General features: G+C 66.1%; 18 protein-coding genes. 7 read left to right on the forward strand and 11 right to left on the reverse strand.

Translation table 11 applies throughout. The annotated features are described in order from the left end of the window. Position 1 precedes the first annotated feature (1 nt). A complete protein-coding gene (gene ypfJ, locus NAO55_RS15980) occupies positions 2 to 856 on the forward strand; it encodes a KPN_02809 family neutral zinc metallopeptidase (protein ID WP_102840482.1) in 855 nt (284 codons plus the stop codon). A gap of 217 nt (positions 857 to 1,073) precedes the next feature. Here the strand turns inward: ypfJ and NAO55_RS15985 are convergent, their stop codons facing one another. From NAO55_RS15985 to NAO55_RS15995, 3 genes are all read right to left on the reverse strand, one after another. Further along, positions 1,074 to 1,664, reverse strand: a complete 591-nt coding sequence (locus NAO55_RS15985) for an HAD family hydrolase (protein ID WP_102840481.1) — start codon at positions 1,662 to 1,664, stop codon at positions 1,074 to 1,076. Further along, positions 1,661 to 2,530, reverse strand: a complete 870-nt coding sequence (gene tesB, locus NAO55_RS15990) for an acyl-CoA thioesterase II (RefSeq protein ID WP_102840480.1) — start codon at positions 2,528 to 2,530, stop codon at positions 1,661 to 1,663. The genes NAO55_RS15985 and tesB overlap by 4 nt, the downstream gene beginning before the upstream one ends. A gap of 77 nt (positions 2,531 to 2,607) precedes the next feature. Continuing rightward, a complete protein-coding gene (locus NAO55_RS15995) occupies positions 2,608 to 3,162 on the reverse strand; it encodes a GNAT family N-acetyltransferase (protein WP_063544186.1) in 555 nt (184 codons plus the stop codon). 70 nt (positions 3,163 to 3,232) lie between these two features. Here NAO55_RS15995 and NAO55_RS16000 point away from each other — a divergent pair, with 70 nt between their 5' ends. After that, a complete protein-coding gene (locus NAO55_RS16000) occupies positions 3,233 to 4,153 on the forward strand; it encodes a histone deacetylase family protein (RefSeq protein ID WP_102840479.1) in 921 nt (306 codons plus the stop codon). A gap of 19 nt (positions 4,154 to 4,172) precedes the next feature. Next, positions 4,173 to 5,456, forward strand: a complete 1,284-nt coding sequence (locus NAO55_RS16005) for a TIGR03862 family flavoprotein (protein WP_102840478.1) — start codon at positions 4,173 to 4,175, stop codon at positions 5,454 to 5,456. A gap of 28 nt (positions 5,457 to 5,484) precedes the next feature. Here NAO55_RS16005 and adhP read toward each other — a convergent pair whose 3' ends face one another. Next, on the reverse strand, positions 5,485 to 6,507 hold the full coding sequence (gene adhP / locus NAO55_RS16010) for an alcohol dehydrogenase AdhP (RefSeq protein WP_102840477.1): 1,023 nt from the start codon (positions 6,505 to 6,507) through the stop codon (positions 5,485 to 5,487). Positions 6,508 to 6,722: 215 nt separating this feature from the next. Here adhP and NAO55_RS16015 point away from each other — a divergent pair, with 215 nt between their 5' ends. After that, positions 6,723 to 7,562, forward strand: a complete 840-nt coding sequence (locus tag NAO55_RS16015) for an AraC family transcriptional regulator (protein WP_102840476.1) — start codon at positions 6,723 to 6,725, stop codon at positions 7,560 to 7,562. Positions 7,563 to 7,670: 108 nt separating this feature from the next. After that, complete coding sequence (locus NAO55_RS16020) at positions 7,671 to 8,258, forward strand: LysE family translocator (protein WP_102840475.1); 588 nt, start codon at positions 7,671 to 7,673, stop codon at positions 8,256 to 8,258. Between the two features lie 49 nt (positions 8,259 to 8,307). Here the strand turns inward: NAO55_RS16020 and rhlE1 are convergent, their stop codons facing one another. Further along, the gene (gene rhlE1 / locus NAO55_RS16025; protein WP_102840474.1) at positions 8,308 to 9,630 is read right to left on the reverse strand and encodes an RNA helicase RhlE1; all 1,323 of its coding nucleotides are present in this window, start codon (positions 9,628 to 9,630) and stop codon (positions 8,308 to 8,310) included. Between the two features lie 207 nt (positions 9,631 to 9,837). Between rhlE1 and NAO55_RS16030 the strand changes: the two genes are divergently transcribed. Further along, the gene (locus NAO55_RS16030) at positions 9,838 to 11,481 is read left to right on the forward strand and encodes a cation:proton antiporter (protein WP_102840473.1); all 1,644 of its coding nucleotides are present in this window, start codon (positions 9,838 to 9,840) and stop codon (positions 11,479 to 11,481) included. 129 nt (positions 11,482 to 11,610) lie between these two features. Beyond that, on the forward strand, positions 11,611 to 12,423 hold the full coding sequence (rimA, locus tag NAO55_RS16035; protein ID WP_102840472.1) for a S6 modification regulatory phosphodiesterase RimA: 813 nt from the start codon (positions 11,611 to 11,613) through the stop codon (positions 12,421 to 12,423). A 3-nt stretch (positions 12,424 to 12,426) separates the two neighbouring features. Here rimA and NAO55_RS16040 read toward each other — a convergent pair whose 3' ends face one another. The 6 genes from NAO55_RS16040 to NAO55_RS16065 all read right to left on the reverse strand — a co-directional run bounded on the left by NAO55_RS16040 (position 12,427) and on the right by NAO55_RS16065 (position 19,621). Then, positions 12,427 to 13,110 (reverse strand): type 1 glutamine amidotransferase domain-containing protein, encoded by a 684-nt coding sequence (locus NAO55_RS16040; RefSeq protein WP_102840471.1) that lies wholly within the window; start codon positions 13,108 to 13,110, stop codon positions 12,427 to 12,429. A gap of 122 nt (positions 13,111 to 13,232) precedes the next feature. After that, positions 13,233 to 15,122 (reverse strand): methyl-accepting chemotaxis protein, encoded by a 1,890-nt coding sequence (locus NAO55_RS16045; RefSeq protein WP_102840942.1) that lies wholly within the window; start codon positions 15,120 to 15,122, stop codon positions 13,233 to 13,235. A 185-nt stretch (positions 15,123 to 15,307) separates the two neighbouring features. Next, complete coding sequence (locus tag NAO55_RS16050) at positions 15,308 to 16,768, reverse strand: sodium-dependent transporter (RefSeq protein ID WP_102840470.1); 1,461 nt, start codon at positions 16,766 to 16,768, stop codon at positions 15,308 to 15,310. A gap of 81 nt (positions 16,769 to 16,849) precedes the next feature. After that, a complete protein-coding gene (maiA, locus tag NAO55_RS16055; protein WP_102840469.1) occupies positions 16,850 to 17,509 on the reverse strand; it encodes a maleylacetoacetate isomerase in 660 nt (219 codons plus the stop codon). Further along, positions 17,499 to 18,482 carry a fumarylacetoacetate hydrolase family protein gene (locus NAO55_RS16060; protein WP_102840468.1) on the reverse strand — a complete coding sequence of 328 codons (984 nt, stop codon included), beginning with the start codon at positions 18,480 to 18,482 and terminating at the stop codon, positions 17,499 to 17,501. The genes maiA and NAO55_RS16060 overlap by 11 nt, the downstream gene beginning before the upstream one ends. After that, a complete protein-coding gene (locus NAO55_RS16065; RefSeq protein ID WP_102840467.1) occupies positions 18,482 to 19,621 on the reverse strand; it encodes a homogentisate 1,2-dioxygenase in 1,140 nt (379 codons plus the stop codon). Before NAO55_RS16065 ends, NAO55_RS16060 begins: the two co-directional genes overlap by 1 nt. Between the last annotated feature and the right edge of the window lie 67 nt (positions 19,622 to 19,688).

Below are 19,688 nucleotides of genomic sequence, written 5' to 3' on the forward strand. Positions count from 1 at the left end.
CATGCGCTGGAAACGAGCCCGACGCAGCGACAACGTAGTGGACGCCAGGGGCCGCAGCGGCATGCGCCTGGGCGGCCTGGGTCTGGGCGGCATCGCCATCGTGGTGGTGATCGGCCTGCTCTCCGGCCAGGACCCGCTGCAGATCCTCGACCAGCTGGCCAACCAGGGCGGGCCTGCAGTCTCCCAACAAAGCCAGCGCCCGGCCGGCGACGATCCACAGGTCGAATTCGTCCGCGCTGTGCTCGGCGACACCGAAGACACCTGGCACGCGCTGTTCCAGCAGAACGGCGTGCAGTATCGCGACCCGACCCTTGTGCTGTTTCGCGGCGGCGTGAACTCGGCCTGCGGCTTCGCCAGTTCGGCGGTCGGCCCGTTCTACTGCCCCGGCGATCAGCAGGTCTACCTCGACCTGCAGTTCTTCGACGAGATGTCCCGGCGCTTTTCCGCTGCAGGCGACTTCGCCCAGGCCTATGTGATCGCCCATGAGGTCGGTCATCACGTCCAGACGCTGCTCGGCGTTTCCCGGCAGATGCAGGCGGCCCGCCAGCGTGGTGCGCGGATGGAAGGCGACAACGGCCTGCTGGTGCGCCAGGAACTGCAGGCCGACTGCTATGCCGGCGTCTGGGCCTATCACGCGCAGCAACGCCACGACTGGTTGGAAGAAGGCGACCTGGAAGAAGCGCTGAACGCCGCCAACGCCATCGGTGATGACAACCTGCAGAAGCGCAGCCAGGGCCGCGTGGTGCCGGATGCCTTTACCCACGGTACCTCGGCGCAGCGGGTGCGCTGGTTCCGCGATGGCTTCGAACATGGCGATCCAGCGCGCTGCGACACCTTCAAGGCGGCGCGGCTGTAGGCGCTTCCAGGCGTGCCCCAACCCTGACGCAGCTGCGGGCACGCATGCGAGGGTCGTTGCGATGACTGGTGGGCTGAAGCCCACCCTAAGATGACGTTCCAGCGCCGCTGCCCTCTCCGACACGACACCCGGCACGTGGAACCTGGCACGTGGCGTAGGGTGGGCTTCAGCCCACCAGCAAGACCAGTGCAAATAGTCGCAGGGCCGAAATCCGCTCTCAGCCCAGCATGCCGTGTAACGCGCGACAATCAGGCGCGTACAGGTCAGCCAGTTCCGGCCATTCGTTGTGCGGCACGTTGACCAGCACCCCGCGCGCGCCGGCGGCACGGGCGCATTCCAGGTCGAAGCGGTAGTCGCCGACCATCAGCATCGACGCCGGCGCCACGCCCCAGCGCTCCGCCAGCTGCAGCAGCCCGCCCGGATGCGGCTTGGGCGGTGCCTCGTCGCGACCGAGGATGTCCTCGGGCAGAAAACAGTCACCCATGCCCACCGCCTGCAGGGTCACCAGCGCCAGTTCGTGGGCATTGCGGGTCAGCACGCCGAGGCGGCAGCCGCGCTCGCGCAACGCGTGCAGCAGCTCGCGGGCGCCTTCGGCCGGGCGCGCGGCGTAGGCCAGCTCGCGCTCGTGCTCCAGCAGCCAGGCACGCTTGGCCGCCGCTTCGTCGGCCGGCAGCGCGGCCAGGTGATGGAGGATGTCGTCCTCCTCGGGAATCTCCAGGGCGCGGCGGATCGCGGCGAAATCGTGCACGGCGATGGTCAGGGTGCCGTCCATGTCGAACACCCAGTGCCGTACCTCGGTGATCGTCACATCCAGTCCTCGCGTACGCGGATCAGGCCTTCCTGCGCCACCGAGGCGACCAGCTCGCCCTGGCGGTTGAAAATGCTTCCACGGGCGAAGCCGCGGGCATTGCCGGCCCAGGGGCTGTCGATGGAATAGAGCAGCCAGTCGTCCATCTTCACTTCACGGTGGAACCAGATGGCGTGATCGAGGCTGGCCAGCTGGATGAACTTGCTCCACGAGCTGACGCCGTGGGGCTGCAACGCGGTGCCGATAAAGCTGAAGTCCGAGGCATAGGCGAGCAGGTACTTGTGCAGCGCCGGGCTGTCGGGCAGCGAGCCGTCGGCACGGAACCACAGGTGGCGCACCGGTTCGATCGGCTGCGGGTTGGCCGGGTCGACCAGGGTGACCGGGCGGATTTCGATGGGCTTGGGTCGGCGCAGCTTCTCCATCACCCGCTCGGGCACCATCGGCGACAGCTTGTGCAGCAGCTCCCACTCGTTGGGTAGGTCGTCCGGCCCGACCACGTCCGGCATCGGCAACTGGTGCTCGTAGCCGCTCTCCTGGGCCTGGAACGAGGCGATGCCGGTGAAGATGGTCTGCCCCTTCTGGATCGCGCTGACCCGCCGCGTGGTGAAGCTGCCGCCATCGCGCACGCGATCGACGTCGTACACCACCGGCTGGTGCGAGTCGCCGGGACGCAGGAAGTAACCGTGCAGCGAATGCACATGGCGCTCCGGTGTCACCGTCTGGCTGGCGGCGGAGATCACCTGGCCGAGCACCTGCCCGCCGAACAGCTGGGGAAAGCCGAGGTCCTGGCTGGCGCCGCGGAACAGGTTTTCCTCGATGCGTTCCAGGGTCAGCAGGTTGACCAGGGCGTCGAGTATCTGGGTCATTTCGGCATCCTTGATAAGGGCGGGCGGACAGGCGCGCCATGTTACGTATTTCGCCGACAACGCTCCAGCAACAGGGCTTATTTTCGCCAATCGTCCCGCTGCAGACGGTAAAGCAGCTGCTCGTGCAGCGGGTGCCCCGCGGCGAGATCCGGGTGCGCGAACGGCAGGGCCTGTTCGGCGCGCATGCCCAGCGCTTCCACCAGCTGCCTGGCCGGCTCGTTGATCCGCGCCAAGCAGGCGACCACCTCGGGCAATTCAAGGGTGACAAAGGCATGCTGCAGGACGGCCCGTGCCGCCTCAAGCACCAGGCCCTGGCCCCATTGCTCGCATGCCACGCCCCAGCGCAATTCCACCGCTGGCTTTGGCAGCGACGGCGGTGCCCAGCCCAGCCCGCAGTAGCCGACGAACGCACCATTGTCCTTGCGCTCCAGCGCCCACAGGCCGAAGCCGTGGCGCAACAGATGCAGGCGGCTGCGCACCATCATCGCGGCACACTCGTCCCGCGTCAGAAGCGCCGGCTCGTAGCGCATGACCTCCGCATCGGCGCACAGCTGCACCAACGCATCGAGATCGTCGTCGTGCCAGCTGCGCAGCCGCAGACGCGAGGTTTCGAGGGCGATTCGATCGACCATCCTTGCTCCTTGAGCGCGCCGACGGGCAGCCTGCATACTGCGGCGCACATCTGTCGAACGCGCGTGGTTCATGTCCCTTCCCCTGGTCTATCACGACGATTACAGCCCGCCGCTGCCGCCGGGCCATCGTTTTCCCATGGAGAAGTTTCGCTTGCTGCGTGACCACCTGGTCACCCTGGGTATGACCACGGACGCGGGCCTGTTGCGCCCGCAACTGTGCAGCAGCGATATCCTCACTCTGGCTCATGACGCCGATTATGTCGCGCGCTACTGCAGCGGCGACATGGGCCGCGACGAGCTGCGCCGCCTTGGCCTGCCCTGGAGCCCGGAGCTGGCGCAGCGCACCGTGCGGGCGGTAGGCGGCTCGCTGCTGGCCGCCGAGCAGGCACTGCAGCATGGCCTGGCCTGCCACCTGGCCGGCGGCACGCACCATGCGCATCGCGATCACGCCTCCGGCTTCTGCATCTTCAACGACCTGGCGGTGATCGCGCTGTACCTGCTGGAGAGCGGACGTGTCGGCCGCGTGCTGATCTTCGACTGCGACGTGCATCAGGGCGACGGCACCGCGCGCATCCTGGAGAACGTGCCGGATGCGGTGACCGTCTCGCTGCACTGCGAGAAGAACTTCCCCACCCGCAAGGCCCATAGCGACTGGGACATCCCGCTACCGCCGGGCATGGGCGACGAGGCTTACCTCCAGGTCGTGCACGACACCCTGAACTACCTGCTGCCGATCTATCAGCCGGACCTGGTGCTCTATGACGCTGGCGTCGACGTCCACCGCGACGACGCCCTGGGCCTGCTCTCGCTGACCGACGCCGGGCTTGCCGCGCGCGACAGCGCCGTGCTCGATCACTGCCTGAGCCGCGACATTCCCGTGGTCGGCCTGATCGGCGGTGGCTACGACAAGGACCGCGCCCTGCTCGCCCGTCGTCATGCGACCTTGCATGTCAGCGCCCACTCGGCCTGGCAGCGCCACGGGCTCGGCTGAGCAACCGTCAGCGGCTACAATGCCCGCCCCGCTCGTCTACCCGGTTGCCACCATGCCCCAGCCCTGCTCTTTTCGCGTCGCCATCATCGGTGGTGGTCCGGCCGGCCTGATGGCCGCCGAGGTGCTCGGGCAGGCAGGCGTGAATGTCGACCTGTATGACGCCATGCCCTCGGTGGGGCGCAAGTTCCTGCTGGCCGGCGTCGGCGGCATGAACATCACCCATGCCGAGGACTACGCCGCGTTCGTCAGCCGCTACGCCGAGCGCGCCGGCGACCTGCGCCCGCTGCTCGATGCCTTCACCCCGGATGCGCTGCGCGAATGGATTCACGGGCTGGGCATCGACACCTTTGTCGGCAGTTCGGGCCGGGTGTTTCCCACCGACATGAAGGCCGCGCCCCTGCTGCGCGCCTGGCTCAAGCGCCTGCGCGAAAACGGCGTACGCATCCATACCCGCCAGCGCTGGCTGGGCTGGAGCGAACGGGGTGCGCTGCGCCTCGCCGGGCCGGAAGGCGAAAGCCTGATGGAGGCTGACGCTACCCTGCTCGCCCTCGGTGGTGGCAGCTGGGCGCGACTGGGCTCCGATGGCGCCTGGGTGCCGTTGCTGCAGAACCGCGGGATCGCCATCGCGCCCCTGCAGCCGGCCAATTGCGGCTTCGAGGTGGCCGGTTGGAGCGAATACCTGCGGGAGAAGTTCGCCGGCGCGCCGCTGAAGACGGTCAGCCTGGCGCTGCCCGGCGAAGCACCGCGCAAGGGTGAGTTCGTGCTCACCGCGACCGGTATCGAGGGCAGCCTGGTCTACGCGCTCTCTGCGCCGATCCGCAATACGATCAACCGTGACGGTGCCGCCACGGTACTGCTCGACCTGCTGCCGGATCGCACCCTGACACAGATCGCCAGCGCCCTGGCCCGACCGCGGGGTTCGCAGTCCATGGCCAAGCATCTGCACCGCCAGCTGAAGCTCGATGGCGTCAAGGCGGCGCTGTTGCGCGAGCTGACCGATGCCGCCACCTTCCAAGACTCGCAGGCCCTGGCCGCCGCGATCAAGGCGCTGCCCATCCGCCTGGTCCGCCCCCGTCCGCTGGACGAGGCGATCAGCAGCGCCGGCGGCGTGCCTTTCGAGGAACTGGACGAGGGTCTGATGCTGCGCCGGCTACCCGGCGTGTTCTGCGCCGGCGAAATGCTCGACTGGGAAGCGCCGACCGGTGGCTATCTGCTGACCGCCTGCTTTGCCAGCGGGCGCGCCGCGGCCGCAGGCATGCTGCGCTGGCTGCGCGACAACGTGCCGGCAAACGCGCCACGCTGAGCGGTGCGCTGCCGGCCGCACGGTCCTGCTACATCTTCATCACGATACGGCCCTCGATGCGCCCGCCACGCATGTCGTCGAGGATCTGGTTGATGTTGTCGAGGTTGTCGGTATGGATGGTCGCCTTGACCAACCCCTCGCCGGCGAAGTCCAGCGCCTCCTGCAGATCGGCGCGGGTGCCGACGATGGAGCCGGTGATGCTGATCGCCTTGAGCACCACGTCGAAGATCGGCGTCGGGAAATCTCCCGGCGGCAGGCCGACCAGCGCCACGGTACCGCGCCGCCGGGCCATGCCGATGGCCTGACCGAAGGCACTGTTGGACACCGCCGTCACCAGCACGCCATGCGCGCCGCCGATGTCGCGCTGCACCACTTCCACCGGGTTTTCCTTGCGCGCATTGACGGTCAGGTCGGCGCCCAGGCGCTTGGCCAGTTCCAGCTTGGCGTCGTCCACATCCACCGCCACCACGTGCAGGCCCATCGCCTTGGCGTACTGCACCGCAACGTGGCCCAGGCCGCCGATACCGGAGATCGCCACCCACTGGCCGGGCCGCGCTTCGGTGACCTTGAGCCCCTTGTAGACGGTGACCCCGGCACAGAGGATCGGTGCGATCTCGTCGAATTCGACGTTCTTCGGCAGGATGCCCACGTAGTTCGGGTCCGCCAGCACGTACTCGGCATAGGCACCGTTGACCGAGTAGCCGGTGTTCTGCTGGCCTTCGCAGAGGGTTTCCCAGCCGGTCAGGCAGTGTTCGCAGCAGCCGCAGGCGGTGTACAGCCAGGGCACGCCGACCCGGTCGCCCTCCTTCACCCGTTTCACACCGGCGCCCACCGCGGCGACGTGGCCGACGCCTTCATGGCCGGGGATGAACGGCAGTGTGGGCTTGACCGGCCAATCGCCCTCGGCCGCATGCAGGTCGGTGTGACAGACGCCGGAGGCGGCGATCTTCACCAGGATCTGGCCGGGGCCGGGCATCGGCACCTTGACTTCCTCGAGGCGCAGCGGCTCGCCGAAGGCGTGTACCACTGCGGCTTTCATGGTCTGGGGCATGGGCTTGCTCCTTGAGTCGGGACGTTCGAGTCTGCACAACACTGACCGGATCAAGCCTAGACCCAGATCAATTACAGCATGCAGTCAGAGACCGTCCGTCGAGCGCATCGCGTTGTCCGGCCGTGAGCGGCGCTGCACGAATGTTCCAGACGGCCAGGCTGCAGCGGGCGATACTGAGCCGGGCCGCACCGCGACGCAGAGTTCATGGAGCCATCATGGGTACCGATGACTGGATCGATCTGAAGAAGGATGCCGAAACCGGCATCGAGACGATCCGTGCGCATTTCGAAGGCCACGCCTACGACCCGCATTTCCATGACAGCTACCTGATCGGCTTCACCGAACAGGGCGTGCAGCAGTTTCACTGTCGCCGGACGCTGCACAGCAGCACGCCGGGGCAGGTGTTTCTGCTCGAACCCGGCGAGCTGCACGACGGCCACGCGCCGACACCCGGTGGCTTCACCTACTCGATGCTCTACCTCGATCCGCACTGGATCGAGCGCGAACTGCGCGCGCTGTTCGAGGATGCGCCCAGCCAGTGCCAGCCGGCGTTCGCCAAGACGCTGGAAAGCGAACCAGAGCTGGTGACGGTGATTGCCGACGCCTTCCAGGCCTTGCAAAGCCAGGACCTGCGCATCGTTCGCCAGGCCGCGCTGGACGCGCTGCTGGGCAAGCTGGCCCGGCACCTGTCATGGCGACCGCGGCTGACCGCCGACCCGCGCCTGCCGGCCGTGGCGCTGCGGGCGCGGGACTATCTGCATGCGCACATGGATCAGGATCTGGGGCTGGACGATCTGGCGCGCGCCACCGGCGTCGATCGCTTCAGGCTGTCGCGGGCGTTCAAGGCGACCTTCGGGCTGGCGCCGCATGCCTATCTGGTCCAGCTGCGCCTGGCCAAGGCCCGTCGCCTGCTCGCAGCCGGCCAGCCACCGGCGCTGGTGGCGATGAGCCTCGGTTTCGCCGACCAGAGCCACATGGGCCGCTGGTTCCGCCGCGCCTACGGGCTGACACCGGCGCACTACCGCAAACGCTGCTCGAATCTTCCAGACCACTGAGCCAACAGGCGCGAGTATTCGGTCGTCCGCCACCCTGGAGCCGAAAACCATGCCTCACCTCACCGCCACCCCCGGAGCACTCGCCACGCACATCGCGGAGCAGCCATCGTGAGCCAGCTGCTGCCCTTCATGCTGTTCGCCTTCGTCGCCTCGATCACGCCGGGGCCGACCAACATTCTGGTGCTGAGCAACAGCTCGCGCTTCGGCCTCGGCGCAGCCATGCCGATCATTTTCGGCGCCTGCTCGGCCGCGGCGCTGATCGTGCTGCTGGTGGGCCTGGGTGCCGGCGAGTGGTTGCTGCGCCATCCGCAGTTGCAGCAGCTGATGAGCTGGCTTGGTCTGGCCTGGCTGTTCTACCTGGCCTGGCAGATCGCCCGCAGCCCGGCCGAGCCGGTCGAGGCCGCCGCTGCGCCGCGCCGGCTTGGCGCGCTGGGCGCCGCCGGTCTGCAACTGGTCAATCCGAAGGTGTGGATGATGGCGCTGGCGGTGGTCGGCGTGTTCAGCGGCGCCGCTGCCGACGCGGGGCGTTACGCCATTCACGCCCTACTGTTCTTTCTGATCGCCCTGCCATGCCTGGCGGCCTGGGCCCTGCTCGGCGCCGGTGCGGCGAAGCTGCTGCAATCGGCCGCGCACCTGCGCCGGTTCAACTACGCCATGGCGCTGCTCTTGGTGGTGTCGGCGCTGCTGGGTCTGTGACCTGCGTTACCAGTGGAAAGGCTGCGCCGTTTTCCAACCTACGGACGGCTCAGCGCTTCTTCGCCGGCTTGCCGCCCAGGCTCGGTACCTTGCGAATCGGCCTGGCGTTGGGCTTTTCGCTCTCGTCGAACCAGTTGCCGAGATGAATCTTGCCCTTGCCGCCGCCGTCCTTGGGCTTTTTCGGTTTCTTCGGTTTCTTGATGATCTGCCCGCCGAGCGCCGTGGCCGGCACGCGATGGTCCGGCACGAAACCCGGCTCGTCGTGGCGCGGCAGAACCTGATTGATCAAGGTTTCGATGGCCGCGAGCTGATCGACCTCATCGGCACTGACCAGCGAGATCGCCTCCCCTGTGGCGCCGGCGCGGCCGGTACGGCCGATGCGGTGCACGTAGTCCTCGGCGACGGTGGGCAGGTCGAAGTTGACCACCTGCGGCAGGTCGTGGATGTCCAGCCCGCGCGCCGCCACGTCGGTCGCCACCAGGATGCGCACCTCACCCGCCTTGAAGCGCTCCAGTGCACGCAGACGCGAGGCCTGCGGCTTGTCGCCGTGGATCGCGTCGCTGGCGATGCCCTGCGCCTGCAGCTCGTCCACCAGCTGGTCGACGCCCTTGCGCGTCTTGACGAACACCAGCACCTGGCCCCAGCGCCGCTCCGCCAGCAGATGCAGGAACAGCTCGCTCTTGCGCTTCTTGTCCACCGGCACCAGCCACTGCTTGACCGTCTTTGCCGCCGCGTTGCGCGGGCTGACCTCGACCGACAGCGGGTCGCGCAGCAGCTCGCGGGCCATCTGCCGGATCGCATCGGAGAAGGTCGCGGAAAACAACAGGGTCTGGCGCTTCTTCGGCAGGGCCGAGAACAACTGGTCAAGCTCGTCGGCGAAACCGAGGTCGAGCATGCGATCGGCCTCGTCGAGCACCAGCGCCTGCAGCTGGGCGAAGCCCACGGCATTCTGCCGGTAGAGATCGAGCAGGCGACCGGGCGTCGCCACCAGCACGTCGATGCCCTTGCGCAGCGCCATCATCTGCGGATTGATGCTGACACCGCCGTACACCGCGTAAGTGCGCAGCGGCAGGTTCTGGCCGTAAACACGAAAGCTCTCGTGGACCTGCTCGGCCAGCTCGCGGGTCGGTACCAGCACCAGCGCGCGCACCGAATTGCTCGCCACCTTGGCGCCTTCCATGGTCAGGCGCTGCAGCAATGGCAGGGCGAAACCGGCGGTCTTGCCGGTACCGGTCTGCGCCGCCGCCATAAGGTCGCGGCCCTTGAGCACGGCGGGAATGGCTTCGATCTGCACCGGCGTCGGCTTGCGGTAGTCGAGGGTTTCCAGGGTCCGCAGCAGCGGATCGATCAGGCCCAGGGAAGCGAAGGTCATGGCAGGCTCGCAGCGCCGTTTCGGCGGGGTGAAAAAAGGGCGGATTCTAGCAGCAGGCCGGGCACATCGGCGCACCAGCCGATTGCAGGCGCGCCAGGCGATGCCTTGCTGTCACAGTCATACGCTGCCGCGCTGGTAGCTGGCCAACGCCTGCCGCAGGATAGGCACAGCGCCGCGGCGCCGGCACTCAACCGCACGGAGACTCTGATGGAAGCGCTGCTCGCCCATGGCCCTTTCGCCGAATTCGCCCTGCTGCTGATCATCTCGGCAGTGGTCGGCGTCATCGCCGTGAGCCTGCGTCAGCCGCTGCTGATCTCCTACATCGTGGTCGGCATCCTGCTCGGGCCGGCAGTGTTCGGGCCGGTCAACGCCGCTGACCAGATCCATCTGCTGGCCGAGATCGGCGTCGCCGTGCTGCTGTTCGTGGTCGGTCTCAAGCTCGATCTCGCGCATATCCGCAATATCGGCCCGGTGGCGCTGGCCACGGGGCTGGGGCAGCTGACCTTCACCATCATCTTCGGCTTCGCGCTCACCCTGCTGATGGGCAAGAGCGCCATGGAGGCGATCTACATCGCCGTGGCGCTGACCTTCTCCAGCACCATCATCATCGTCAAGCTGCTCTCGGACAAACAGGAGCTGGACTCGCTGCACGGGCGCATCGCAGTGGGCTTCCTGATTGTCCAGGACCTGGCCGTGGTGCTGGCGATGATGACCATGAGCGCCCTGCGTGGCGCAGGCGATGCAGGCTGGGCCGAGGTCTCCGGTTCGTTGCTGCTGCGTCTGGCAGGTGCGGCGGTGCTGATGTATGTCTTGATGCGCTATGTGCTGCCCAGCTTGGTCAGCCGCATGGCGCGCTCACAGGAACTGCTGTTGATCTTCGCGATTGCCTGGGGCACCGGACTTGCCGCGCTGGGCGACTACATCGGTTTCAGCAAGGAGGCCGGAGCCTTCGTCGCGGGCTTTTCGCTGGCCTCGACGGCCTATCGCGAAGCGATGAACGCGCGCCTGACCGGCATCCGCGACTTCATGCTGCTGTTCTTCTTCATCGACCTCGGTGGCCGGCTGGATTTCTCCACGCTCGGCAACGAGATCCTGCCGGCCATCGTGCTGGCGCTGTTCGTACTGATCGGCAATCCGCTGATCGTCATGGCAATCATGGGGTACATGGGTTATCGCAAGCGCACCGGCTTTCTCGCCGGGCTGACCGTGGCGCAGATCAGCGAGTTCTCCATCGTTTTCGTCGCCATGGGCATCACCCTCGGCGATATCGGGCCGGAGGCGCTGGGGCTCACCACGCTGGTCGGTTTGGTGACCATCATGCTCTCGACCTACATGATCCTCTTCTCGCAGCCGCTCTATGAACGCCTGGCACCCTGGCTCGGCCTGTTCGAACGCAAGCGTCCCTATCGCGAACTGGAAGTGGAGGCCCAGGGCAGGCCGCAGGGCCATCCGCGCATCATTGTCTTCGGCCTGGGCCGTTATGGCTCGCGCCTGTTGCAACAGCTGGCGGCGGCGCGGATGCCGGTGCTCGGCGTGGACTTCGATCCGGAAGCCGTGCGCACGCTGCGCCGCAGCAAGCTGCCGGTGCGTTTCGGCGATGGCAAGGACCCGAGCTTTCTCGAATCACTGCCGCTGCAGCATGCCGAATGGGTGGTCACCAGCTTCCCGCAGTGGGAATCCAACCGTGCTTTCCTGCACGCGCTCAAGCATGCTGGTTTCAAAGGGAAGATCGCTGGCGTGGTGCGCGACGACCAGCATGGCAGGGCGCTGGATGCCGCGGGAGTCAACCGGGTACTCAATCCTTTCACCGATGCCGCGGACTTCGCCGCAGGCGCCTGCTCGATGAATTGAGCCCCGCGAGCAAACCTAACCCCAAGCCAGCGGTAGATTGAACAACCGACTGTCGCCCAACCGGACCAGCGCGCTGCAGTTAACGGCATCGCGGCCGCCAACCTGAGCCAGTCCGCAGAAGAGAGCGTTATGACTTTCAACAATCCAAGCGACAACCCCGACCCAGCCACCTACAGCTGCCACGACGCCAGCGCACACGGCGCCTGCCCCAGCTGCGCCAGTGGCGAACGCCTGGGCTTCGGCTTCAGCTACGCTTTCCAGCCGATCATCGATCTGCACGACCGGCAGATCTTCGCCCATGAGGCGCTGGTCCGCGGCATCGGCGGCGAACCAGCCACCACCGTGCTGTCGCAGGTCACCGAGCAGAATCGCTTCCGCTTCGATCAGGCCGGCCGGGTCAAGGCGATCAAGACCGCGTCCAGGCTAGGCATGCAGAGCAAGCTGTCGATCAATTTCATGCCCAACGCGATCTACCGCCCCGAGCTGTGCATACGCTCGACGCTGGAAGCCGCCCGCGCCCACGACTTTCCCATCGAGCAAATCATCTTCGAGACCGTCGAAGGCGAGCGCATCAACGACAGCAAGTGGCTGACCGAGGTGTTCCGCGAATACCAGCGCATCGGCTTTCTCACCGCCATCGATGACTTCGGTGCCGGCTTTGCCGGGCTCAATCTGCTGGCCGATTTTCAGCCGGACATCATCAAGCTGGACATGGACCTGATCCGCGGCATCGACCAGAGCCGCACGCGTCAGGCCATCGTCCGGGCGACGGTGGGGATGTGTGAGGAATTGGGTATCAAGGTGATCGGTGAAGGCGTGGAAACCGCCGACGAATGCAGCGCCCTGTTCGATCTGGGCATTCATCTGATGCAGGGCTACCTGTTCAGCCGGCCGCTATTCGAGGCCTGCGGTCAGGCGGAACAGCTCGCCTGGCCGCAGTGATGCCTAGCCCACGCGCAGCAGCTTGAGCAGCTCCTGCGCGGCTGCCTCGGATGACGCCGGATTCTGCCCCGTCACCAGCAGCCCATCGACCTGCACATAGGGTGTCCAGTCCGCGCCCTTGCTGTACTGCCCGCCGCGCTCGCGCAGGCGGTCCTCGAGCAGGAACGGCACCACCTCGGTCAACTCCACCCCCGCCTCCTCGCCATTGGTAAAGCCGGTGACGCGCTTGCCCTTGACCAGATACTCGCCATCCTTGCCGCGCACCTCGGTCAACGCCGCCGGCGCATGGCAGACCGCCCCTATCGGCTTGTCTGACTTGACGAAGGACTCGAGCAGGGCGATGGACGTCGGGTTGTTCACCAGGTCCCACAGCGGACCATGGCCACCGGGGTAGAACACCGCATCGAAATCCTCGGCCGAGACCTGATCCAGACGATAGGTGTTGGCCAGCAGCGTCTGCGCCTCGCCGTCGCCGTTGAAGCGCTCGGTGGCCTCGGTCTGGGCGTCGGGTTCGTCGCTCTTCGGGTCGAGCGGCGGTTCGCCACCCTCGGGCGACGCGAGCACCACCTGCGCCCCGGCATCCATGAAGACGTAATACGGCGCGGCGAATTCCTCCAGCCAGAAGCCGGTCTTTTTGCCGGTGTCACCCAGCTGGTCGTGGGACGTGAGCACGATGAGAATTTTCATGGAGCCTCCTTGTTGAAGCGCGACGTGAACAGTTGAGACTGCCGCCGCGGGCACATTGCTCCGCGGCCAAATCACTTCCATGAAAAAGGGCGCCGCAGCGCCCTTCTAAACCACCGTTCCGATCAGATACGGAAGCTGTCCACCAGCTGCTTCAGCCGGCGCGCCTGATGGTCCAGGTCGCCACAGGCGCGCAGGGTCGACTGCAGGTTCTCCACGCCTTGCTGGTTCAGCGTGTTGATCTCGGTGATGTCCATGTTCAGCGACTCGATCACCGCGGTCTGCTCCTCGGTGGCGGTGGCCACCGACTGGTTCATGCCGTCGATCTCGCCGATGCGCTGGGTCACCTCGCCGAGGCGCTCGCCGGCGCGGTCGGCGATGGAGACGCTGGATTCACTCTGCCGCTGGCTTTCGGTCATGGTCTGCACCGAGGCGCCGGCGCCAACCTGCAGTTGCTCGATCATCTGCTGGATTTCCTGCGCCGAACTCTGGGTGCGATGCGCCAGGTTGCGCACCTCATCGGCGACCACGGCGAAACCGCGGCCTGCCTCGCCGGCCCGTGCGGCTTCGATGGCGGCGTTCAGCGCGAGCAGGTTGGTCTGCTCGGAAATGCCCTTGATCACCTCGAGAATCTGGCCAATGTCCACGGTCTTGGCGTTGAGCGCCTCGATCTGCGAACAGGAAGCACTGATCTTCGCCGACAGCTCGCGCATGGCGGCGATGTTCTGCTCCACCACCTGGCGACCGTCTTCGGCCTGATGCCGCGCGCCGCTGGCATGCTGCGAGGCATCCGCCGCGTTGCGGGCAATCTCCTGGGCGGCGGCGCCAAGTTCGTTGATCGCCGCCGCCACGCTGTTGGTGCGACTGGCCTGCTCGTCGGAGTTGGCCATCGATGCGTTCGAAGCGCCGAGCACGCGTTGTGCCACTTCGTTGACCTGCAGCGTGGCCGAGGACACCTCGCGGATCGATTCATGGATACGCTCGACGAAGCGATTGAAGGCGGTCGCCAGCTGACCGAACTCATCTCTGGACTGCACGGCGAGGCGCCGGGTCAGGTCACCCTCGCCCTCGGCAATGTTGGCCATGGCGCGGCCCATGTCGGTGAGCGGACGCATCAGCACACGAATCAACATGCCCAGCAGCAGCAGGATGAACGCCACGGCGGCAACCGTGGCGACCAGCGCAGTGGTGCGGAAACTGGTCAGCGCGGCATAGGCCTTGTCACGATCCAGCGAAATACCCACGTACCACTGCACCGAAGGCAGGCCCTTGACTGGGCTGAAGCCGAGGATGCGCGGATTACCCTCAAGCTGCGCCTCGACATAGCCACTACTGAGCGACGGCGTATTCTGCGGGTAAATATCCTGGAGCGACTTCATGACCATCTGCTGATCGGGATGGACCAACACCTTGCCGTCGCCGCTGACAAGAAAGGCGTACCCCATGCCATCAAAATCCAGCGCGTTGAGCATATCCACCAGAGTTTTCAGGCCTAGGTCGCCACCAACTACACCCGTCGCGCCCTGGCCGCTTTTGACCGGGGTTGCGACTGTCACAACCAGCTCGTTCAGCGTGGCATCCAGGTAAGGTTCGGTCAGCGTCGTGCCATCTGCAGACAGCGCATCCTTGTACCAGGGGCGAGTTCTCGCATCGTAGTCGTCCGGCATGGCCTCGTAAGGGCGGAGGATATAGCTGCCATCGGCTCCGCCGAGATAGGTGAACATGAACGTAGAGGTCAGTGCACGTTGTTCGAGCAGACTGCCAACAGACTCTGCCGAGTCATCCCGGCCGATGGTCTGCGCAGCGCTTTCCACCAGCAGGATACGGCCTGACAGCCAGTTCTGAATGTTGTGGGCGGTAACCTCGCCCATTTCCCCCAGGTAGCTTTCGAGGTTGGCGCGAATGGCGCTCCGCTGCAGATAATCGTTATAGAGGGTAAACAGCGCAAAAGTTGCGATCACCACTAACGAGGCGGCCAGCAGAATCTTGTGGCTGAACTTAAGATGACTAGACATTTGAGGCGCATCCGAATGACTGAACGGGGTGCTGGCATCCTGCGCACTGTGCATTCCTTTGATCTCAATCACTTTTTCGGCCGTTCCCAAAGAAACTTGACCTACTAGTCGCAATGCGGATGTTTCCCCATAAAAAACGCCAGCCTGCTGGCTGGCGTTCTTCACGCGAAGGGGCCGCGCCGTGGTCAGCGACCGGCCAGCGCCGGCATTACCCGAGGGCGCAGCAGCTCGCCCAGCACCGCCAGCGCACCGATCGCTCCGGCGATCCAGTACCAGCGCTGCAGCGGGTCGAAGCCCAGCCAGCCAAGGGCATGGAGGAAGACCATGAGGATCAGCACCGGACAGACGTAGCGCACCATGAACAGCCACAACGCATAGCCCAGCGGCGGCAGGTTCAGCTCGTCGCGCATGATCTCGCTGCGTAGCGCGTAGCCGGCCAGCAGCACGGTGAAGATCCCGCCCAGCGGCATCATCCAGCGCGAGGTCAGGTAATCCAGCCAGTCGAAGAAGTTCTTGCCCATCGGCGTCCAGCCCGAGAGCAGGTTGAACGAGAGCATCGCCAGCAGGCTGATCACCAGCAGCACCACGCCGGAACCGATGGCCGCCTTCATCCGCGAAATGCCGTGCTTCTCGTTGAGGTAGGCGACGGTGGCCTCGATCATGGAGATCGCCGAGGTCAGCGCGGCGATCGACACCATGGCGAAGAACAGCACGCCGAACGCCGTGCCGAACGGCATCTGCTGGAAGGCCAGCGGCAGGCTCATGAAGATCAGCCCGGGGCCGGCGGTCGGGTCCATGCCATTGGCGAAGATGATCGGGAAGATCGCCAGGCCCGCCAGCAGCGCCACGCAGGTGTCGGCGATGGCGACCATGAAGGTGGTGCGGGCGATGGACTGGTCATCCGGAATATACGAGCCGTAGGTGAGGATCGCGCCGGACGCCAGGCTGAGGGTGAAGAACGCGTGACCGAGCGCGGCCAGCAGCGCCTCGCCGGTGATCTTCGAGGTGTCGAAGCTGAACAGGAAGGCGAAGCCCTGATCGAAGCCGCCGCTGGTCACCGCGTAACCCACGAGGATCAGCAGCAGCACGGCCAGCCCCGGCATCATCCAGCGCACCGCATTCTCGATGCCCTTCTGCACGCCCTTGGCGACGATCCACAGCGTCAGCAATGCCACCAGCAGGCTCCAGCCACCGAGCTCCCACGGGTTGGCATTGTGCGCCTCGAACACCCCGCCGAGCGCCTCGACGCTGGTCGCGGTCAGCGAGCCGTCGAGCATCTTCACCGTGTAGGCGAAGGCCCAGCCAGCGACCACGACATAGAAGCAGAGGATCAGGAAGCCGGCGGTCATGGCCATGCCGCCCACCGCCTTCCACAGCGGGTTGCCGTTGTTCTCGCGAACCACCCGGCCGATGGCGTCGATCGGGCTGCCACGGCCGCGGCGACCGATGGCGATCTCGCACATCATCACCGGCACGCCGATGGCGAGGATGCACAGCAGGTACATCAATACGAAGGCACCACCGCCGAATTCACCGGTGATGTAGGGGAATTTCCAGATGTTGCCCAGGCCCACGGCCGAGCCGGTTGCCGCGAGGATGAAACCCCAGCGCGAGAGCCAGAGGTTCTTCGGTTTTTCACGAGTCATACGTCACCTGTTTGTTGTTATCTGTGACGGGATCGGGACCGTCGCGCAGGGCGCGGCGGCGTGCAAGGCGGATTCAGTCTTTCATTGAGCGTCGGGCTGCACCTCCGGCGCGGCCTGCTGGAAGGCCGGAAGCGTCTCGCAGCGTGCGACGATCTCGAGAATGCGTGGATACGCCGCGAGGTCACAGGCAAAACGGCGCGCATTGTATACCTGCGGCACCAGGCACGCCTCCAGATAACCTGGCCGATCGTTCAGGGAAAGTCTGCCATCGAAACATTCCAGGCCCGCTTCCACGGCGGCGAGCCCCTGATCGACCCAGTGCCGGTACCAGGCGTTCTTCGCCTCGTCGTCGACGCCCAGTTCGGCACTGAGGTACTGCAGCACGCGCAGGTTGTTCAGCGGATGGATCTCGCAGGCGATGTGCATGGCCAGCGCGCGCACCTGGGCGCGCTCGACCGGATCGGCCGGCAACAGGGCCGGCACCGGAAACACTTCGTCGAGGTACTCCAGGATCGCCAGCGACTGGCTGATGCGCGCGCCGCCGTTGGCTTCATCGACCAGCAACGGCACCAGCTGCTGCGGGTTGAGGGCGCGGTAATCGGCCGCACGCTGCTGGCCGCCATCCTTGACCAGATGCACCGGCACCTGCCGGTAGGCCAGGCCCTTGAGGTTCAGCGCGATGCGCACCCGGTAGGCGGCACTGGAGCGCCAGTAGCCGTAGAGCGTCAGCTCAGTGCTCATAGCGCTCGACCTGCTGATCGATGGCGCCGAAGATGCTCTGCCCGGCGGCGTCGAACATCTCGATGCGCACCCGGTCGCCGAACTTGAGGAACGGCGTCTTCGCCTCGCCGTGCTCGATGACCTCGAGCATGCGCTTCTCGGCCAGGCAGGACGAGCCGGCACTGCGATCGTAGTTCGACACCGTGCCCGAGCCGATGATGGTCCCGGCGCCCAGCGGACGGGTGCGCGCGGCGTGGGCGACGAGGGTCGGGAAGTTGAAGGTCATGTCGGTGCCGGCATCCGGCTGGCCGAACAGCTCACCGTTGATATGCGAGACCAGAGGCCGGTGCACCTTGCCGTCGCGCCAGGTTTCGCCCAGCTCATCCGGCGTCACCGCCACCGGCGAGAAGCTCGACGACGGCTTGCTCTGGTAGAAGCCGAAGCCCTTGGCCAGCTCGCCGGGGATCAGGTTGCGCAGCGAGACGTCGTTGACCAGCATCAGCAGCTGGATGTGCGAGGCCGCCTCGGCCGGCGTCGCACCCATGGGCACGTCGTCGGTGATCACCGCCAGTTCGCCTTCCAGATCGATGCCCCAGGCCTCGTCGGCCAGGCGGATCGGGCTGTGCGGCGGGATAAAGGCATCGGCGCCGCCCTGGTACATCAGCGGATCGTGCCAGAAGGACTCCGGCATCTCGGCGCCACGCGCCTTGCGCACCAGCTCGACGTGATTGACGTAGGCGCTGCCGTCCGCCCAGTGATAGGCGCGCGGTAGCGGGCTGTGGCAGGCGCCCTGATCGAAGGCGAATGCGCCCTCCTCTAGCCCGTCGTTGAGGCGCTGGTAGACCGCTTCCAGCTTCGGCTTGCAGTACTGCCAGTCATCCAGCGCGGCCTGCAGCGTGGCGGCGACCTGCGGGACTTTCACCGCGAGGGCGAGATCACGGGAAACGACGACGAGTACGCCGTCGCGGCCCTGGTTGAGGGTTGCGAGTTTCATCAGGATTCCTTGCCCGGCGCACGCCAGGAGTTGACGTATTCGGGGACATCGACGGCTGCGGCAGCCTCTCCGACTTCCAGCGCACGACGGGTGTCGATCATCACCGCCACCTCGTCGGCGAAGGTCGCCGGGTCGGTGCTGGCCTTCTTCAGTGCCTTCGGGTGCGGCCCGTGGGGGAAGCCGCAGGGGTGGAAGGTCACCATGCCTTGCTCGATGTTGTCGCGGCTGAAGAAGTTGCCGCGGTGGTAGAACAGCACTTCGTCGTAGTCGTCGTTGTTGTGGAAGAACGGCACCTTCAGCGCACCCGGATCGGATTCCACCGGCCGCGGCGTGAAGGTGCAGACCACGAAACCGTTGGCGACGAAGGTGGTGTGCGCCGACGGCGGCAGGTGGTAGCGATGGCTCATCAGCGGGCGGATGTCGCGCCAGTTGAGCCGTACCACGGTGTTGTCGCCGTGCCAGCCGACCACGTCCAGCGGGTTGTACGGGTAGGTCACGGTGGTGATCTGGTCGCGCCGCTTGATGCGGATCTGCCAGGGGTTCTCGTCCTGCTGCGCGCGGAAGGCGTCGTCCAGCCGCGGATGGTCGAGCACCGCGGCGTCGAAGATGGCATGCGGGCCGACCAGGCCTTTTTCCGGCAGCTGGTAGGCGCCGTCGGTGTTCTCGATCAGCAGCATGAACACCGGCTGCGTCGCCTCGATGCGCCAAGCGGTGCCGCGCGGGATCATCAGGTAGTCGCCGTCGCGGAATTCCAGGTGGCCGAAGTCGCAGTAGAAATGCCCGGCGCCCTCGTGGATGAACAGCAGTTCGTCACCGTCACCGTTGCGCACCAGGTGGCGCATGGCGCCGTTGGTCTTCCACAGGCGCAGCTTGACGTCGGCATTGTGCAGCGCCAGCGGCGCCTGCAGCGGGCAGTCGCCTTCGCTGGGGATGTGATTGAAGTTGAAGGCGTGCGGGCGCAGCGGGCCTTCCCAGTCGATCCAGCCGGTCGGCGGATGCTTGTGATGCAGGTGCGAAGCCGGGCCGAAGAAGCCTTCGCGGCCCATTTCGCGCTCGTAGGTGCCCAGCGGAAAATCGCAGTGCGCCTGACGCGAACTCTCACCCTCGCGGATGGGGAAACTGATCCATTTGCGGCTCATGTGCCTCTCCTCGTGATACCGCGTGATCTGAATGGCGCTGCGGTGGTTGCCGATGCGTAGGGTGGAA

Source organism: Stutzerimonas frequens (assembly GCF_024448335.1).
GTDB lineage: Bacteria > Pseudomonadota > Gammaproteobacteria > Pseudomonadales > Pseudomonadaceae > Stutzerimonas > Stutzerimonas frequens.

What these genes read in the sequence shown, in the direction of transcription:
- adhP (WP_102840477.1), bottom strand. Translation starts at nt 6,507, where the DNA reads ATGCCCCAGACCATGAAAGCCGCAGTGGTACACGCCTTCGGCGAGCCG.
- NAO55_RS16045 (WP_102840942.1), bottom strand. Translation starts at nt 15,122, where the DNA reads ATGTCTAGTCATCTTAAGTTCAGCCACAAGATTCTGCTGGCCGCCTCG.
- NAO55_RS16015 (WP_102840476.1), top strand. Translation starts at nt 6,723, where the DNA reads ATGGGTACCGATGACTGGATCGATCTGAAGAAGGATGCCGAAACCGGC.
- NAO55_RS16030 (WP_102840473.1), top strand. Translation starts at nt 9,838, where the DNA reads ATGGAAGCGCTGCTCGCCCATGGCCCTTTCGCCGAATTCGCCCTGCTG.
- tesB (WP_102840480.1), bottom strand. Translation starts at nt 2,530, where the DNA reads ATGACCCAGATACTCGACGCCCTGGTCAACCTGCTGACCCTGGAACGC.
- rimA (WP_102840472.1), top strand. Translation starts at nt 11,611, where the DNA reads ATGACTTTCAACAATCCAAGCGACAACCCCGACCCAGCCACCTACAGC.
- NAO55_RS16005 (WP_102840478.1), top strand. Translation starts at nt 4,173, where the DNA reads ATGCCCGCCCCGCTCGTCTACCCGGTTGCCACCATGCCCCAGCCCTGC.
- NAO55_RS15995 (WP_063544186.1), bottom strand. Translation starts at nt 3,162, where the DNA reads ATGGTCGATCGAATCGCCCTCGAAACCTCGCGTCTGCGGCTGCGCAGC.
- NAO55_RS16040 (WP_102840471.1), bottom strand. Translation starts at nt 13,110, where the DNA reads ATGAAAATTCTCATCGTGCTCACGTCCCACGACCAGCTGGGTGACACC.
- NAO55_RS16000 (WP_102840479.1), top strand. Translation starts at nt 3,233, where the DNA reads ATGTCCCTTCCCCTGGTCTATCACGACGATTACAGCCCGCCGCTGCCG.
- ypfJ (WP_102840482.1), top strand. Translation starts at nt 2, where the DNA reads ATGCGCTGGAAACGAGCCCGACGCAGCGACAACGTAGTGGACGCCAGG.
- NAO55_RS16065 (WP_102840467.1), bottom strand. Translation starts at nt 19,621, where the DNA reads ATGAGCCGCAAATGGATCAGTTTCCCCATCCGCGAGGGTGAGAGTTCG.
- NAO55_RS16050 (WP_102840470.1), bottom strand. Translation starts at nt 16,768, where the DNA reads ATGACTCGTGAAAAACCGAAGAACCTCTGGCTCTCGCGCTGGGGTTTC.
- rhlE1 (WP_102840474.1), bottom strand. Translation starts at nt 9,630, where the DNA reads ATGACCTTCGCTTCCCTGGGCCTGATCGATCCGCTGCTGCGGACCCTG.
- maiA (WP_102840469.1), bottom strand. Translation starts at nt 17,509, where the DNA reads ATGAGCACTGAGCTGACGCTCTACGGCTACTGGCGCTCCAGTGCCGCC.
- NAO55_RS16060 (WP_102840468.1), bottom strand. Translation starts at nt 18,482, where the DNA reads ATGAAACTCGCAACCCTCAACCAGGGCCGCGACGGCGTACTCGTCGTC.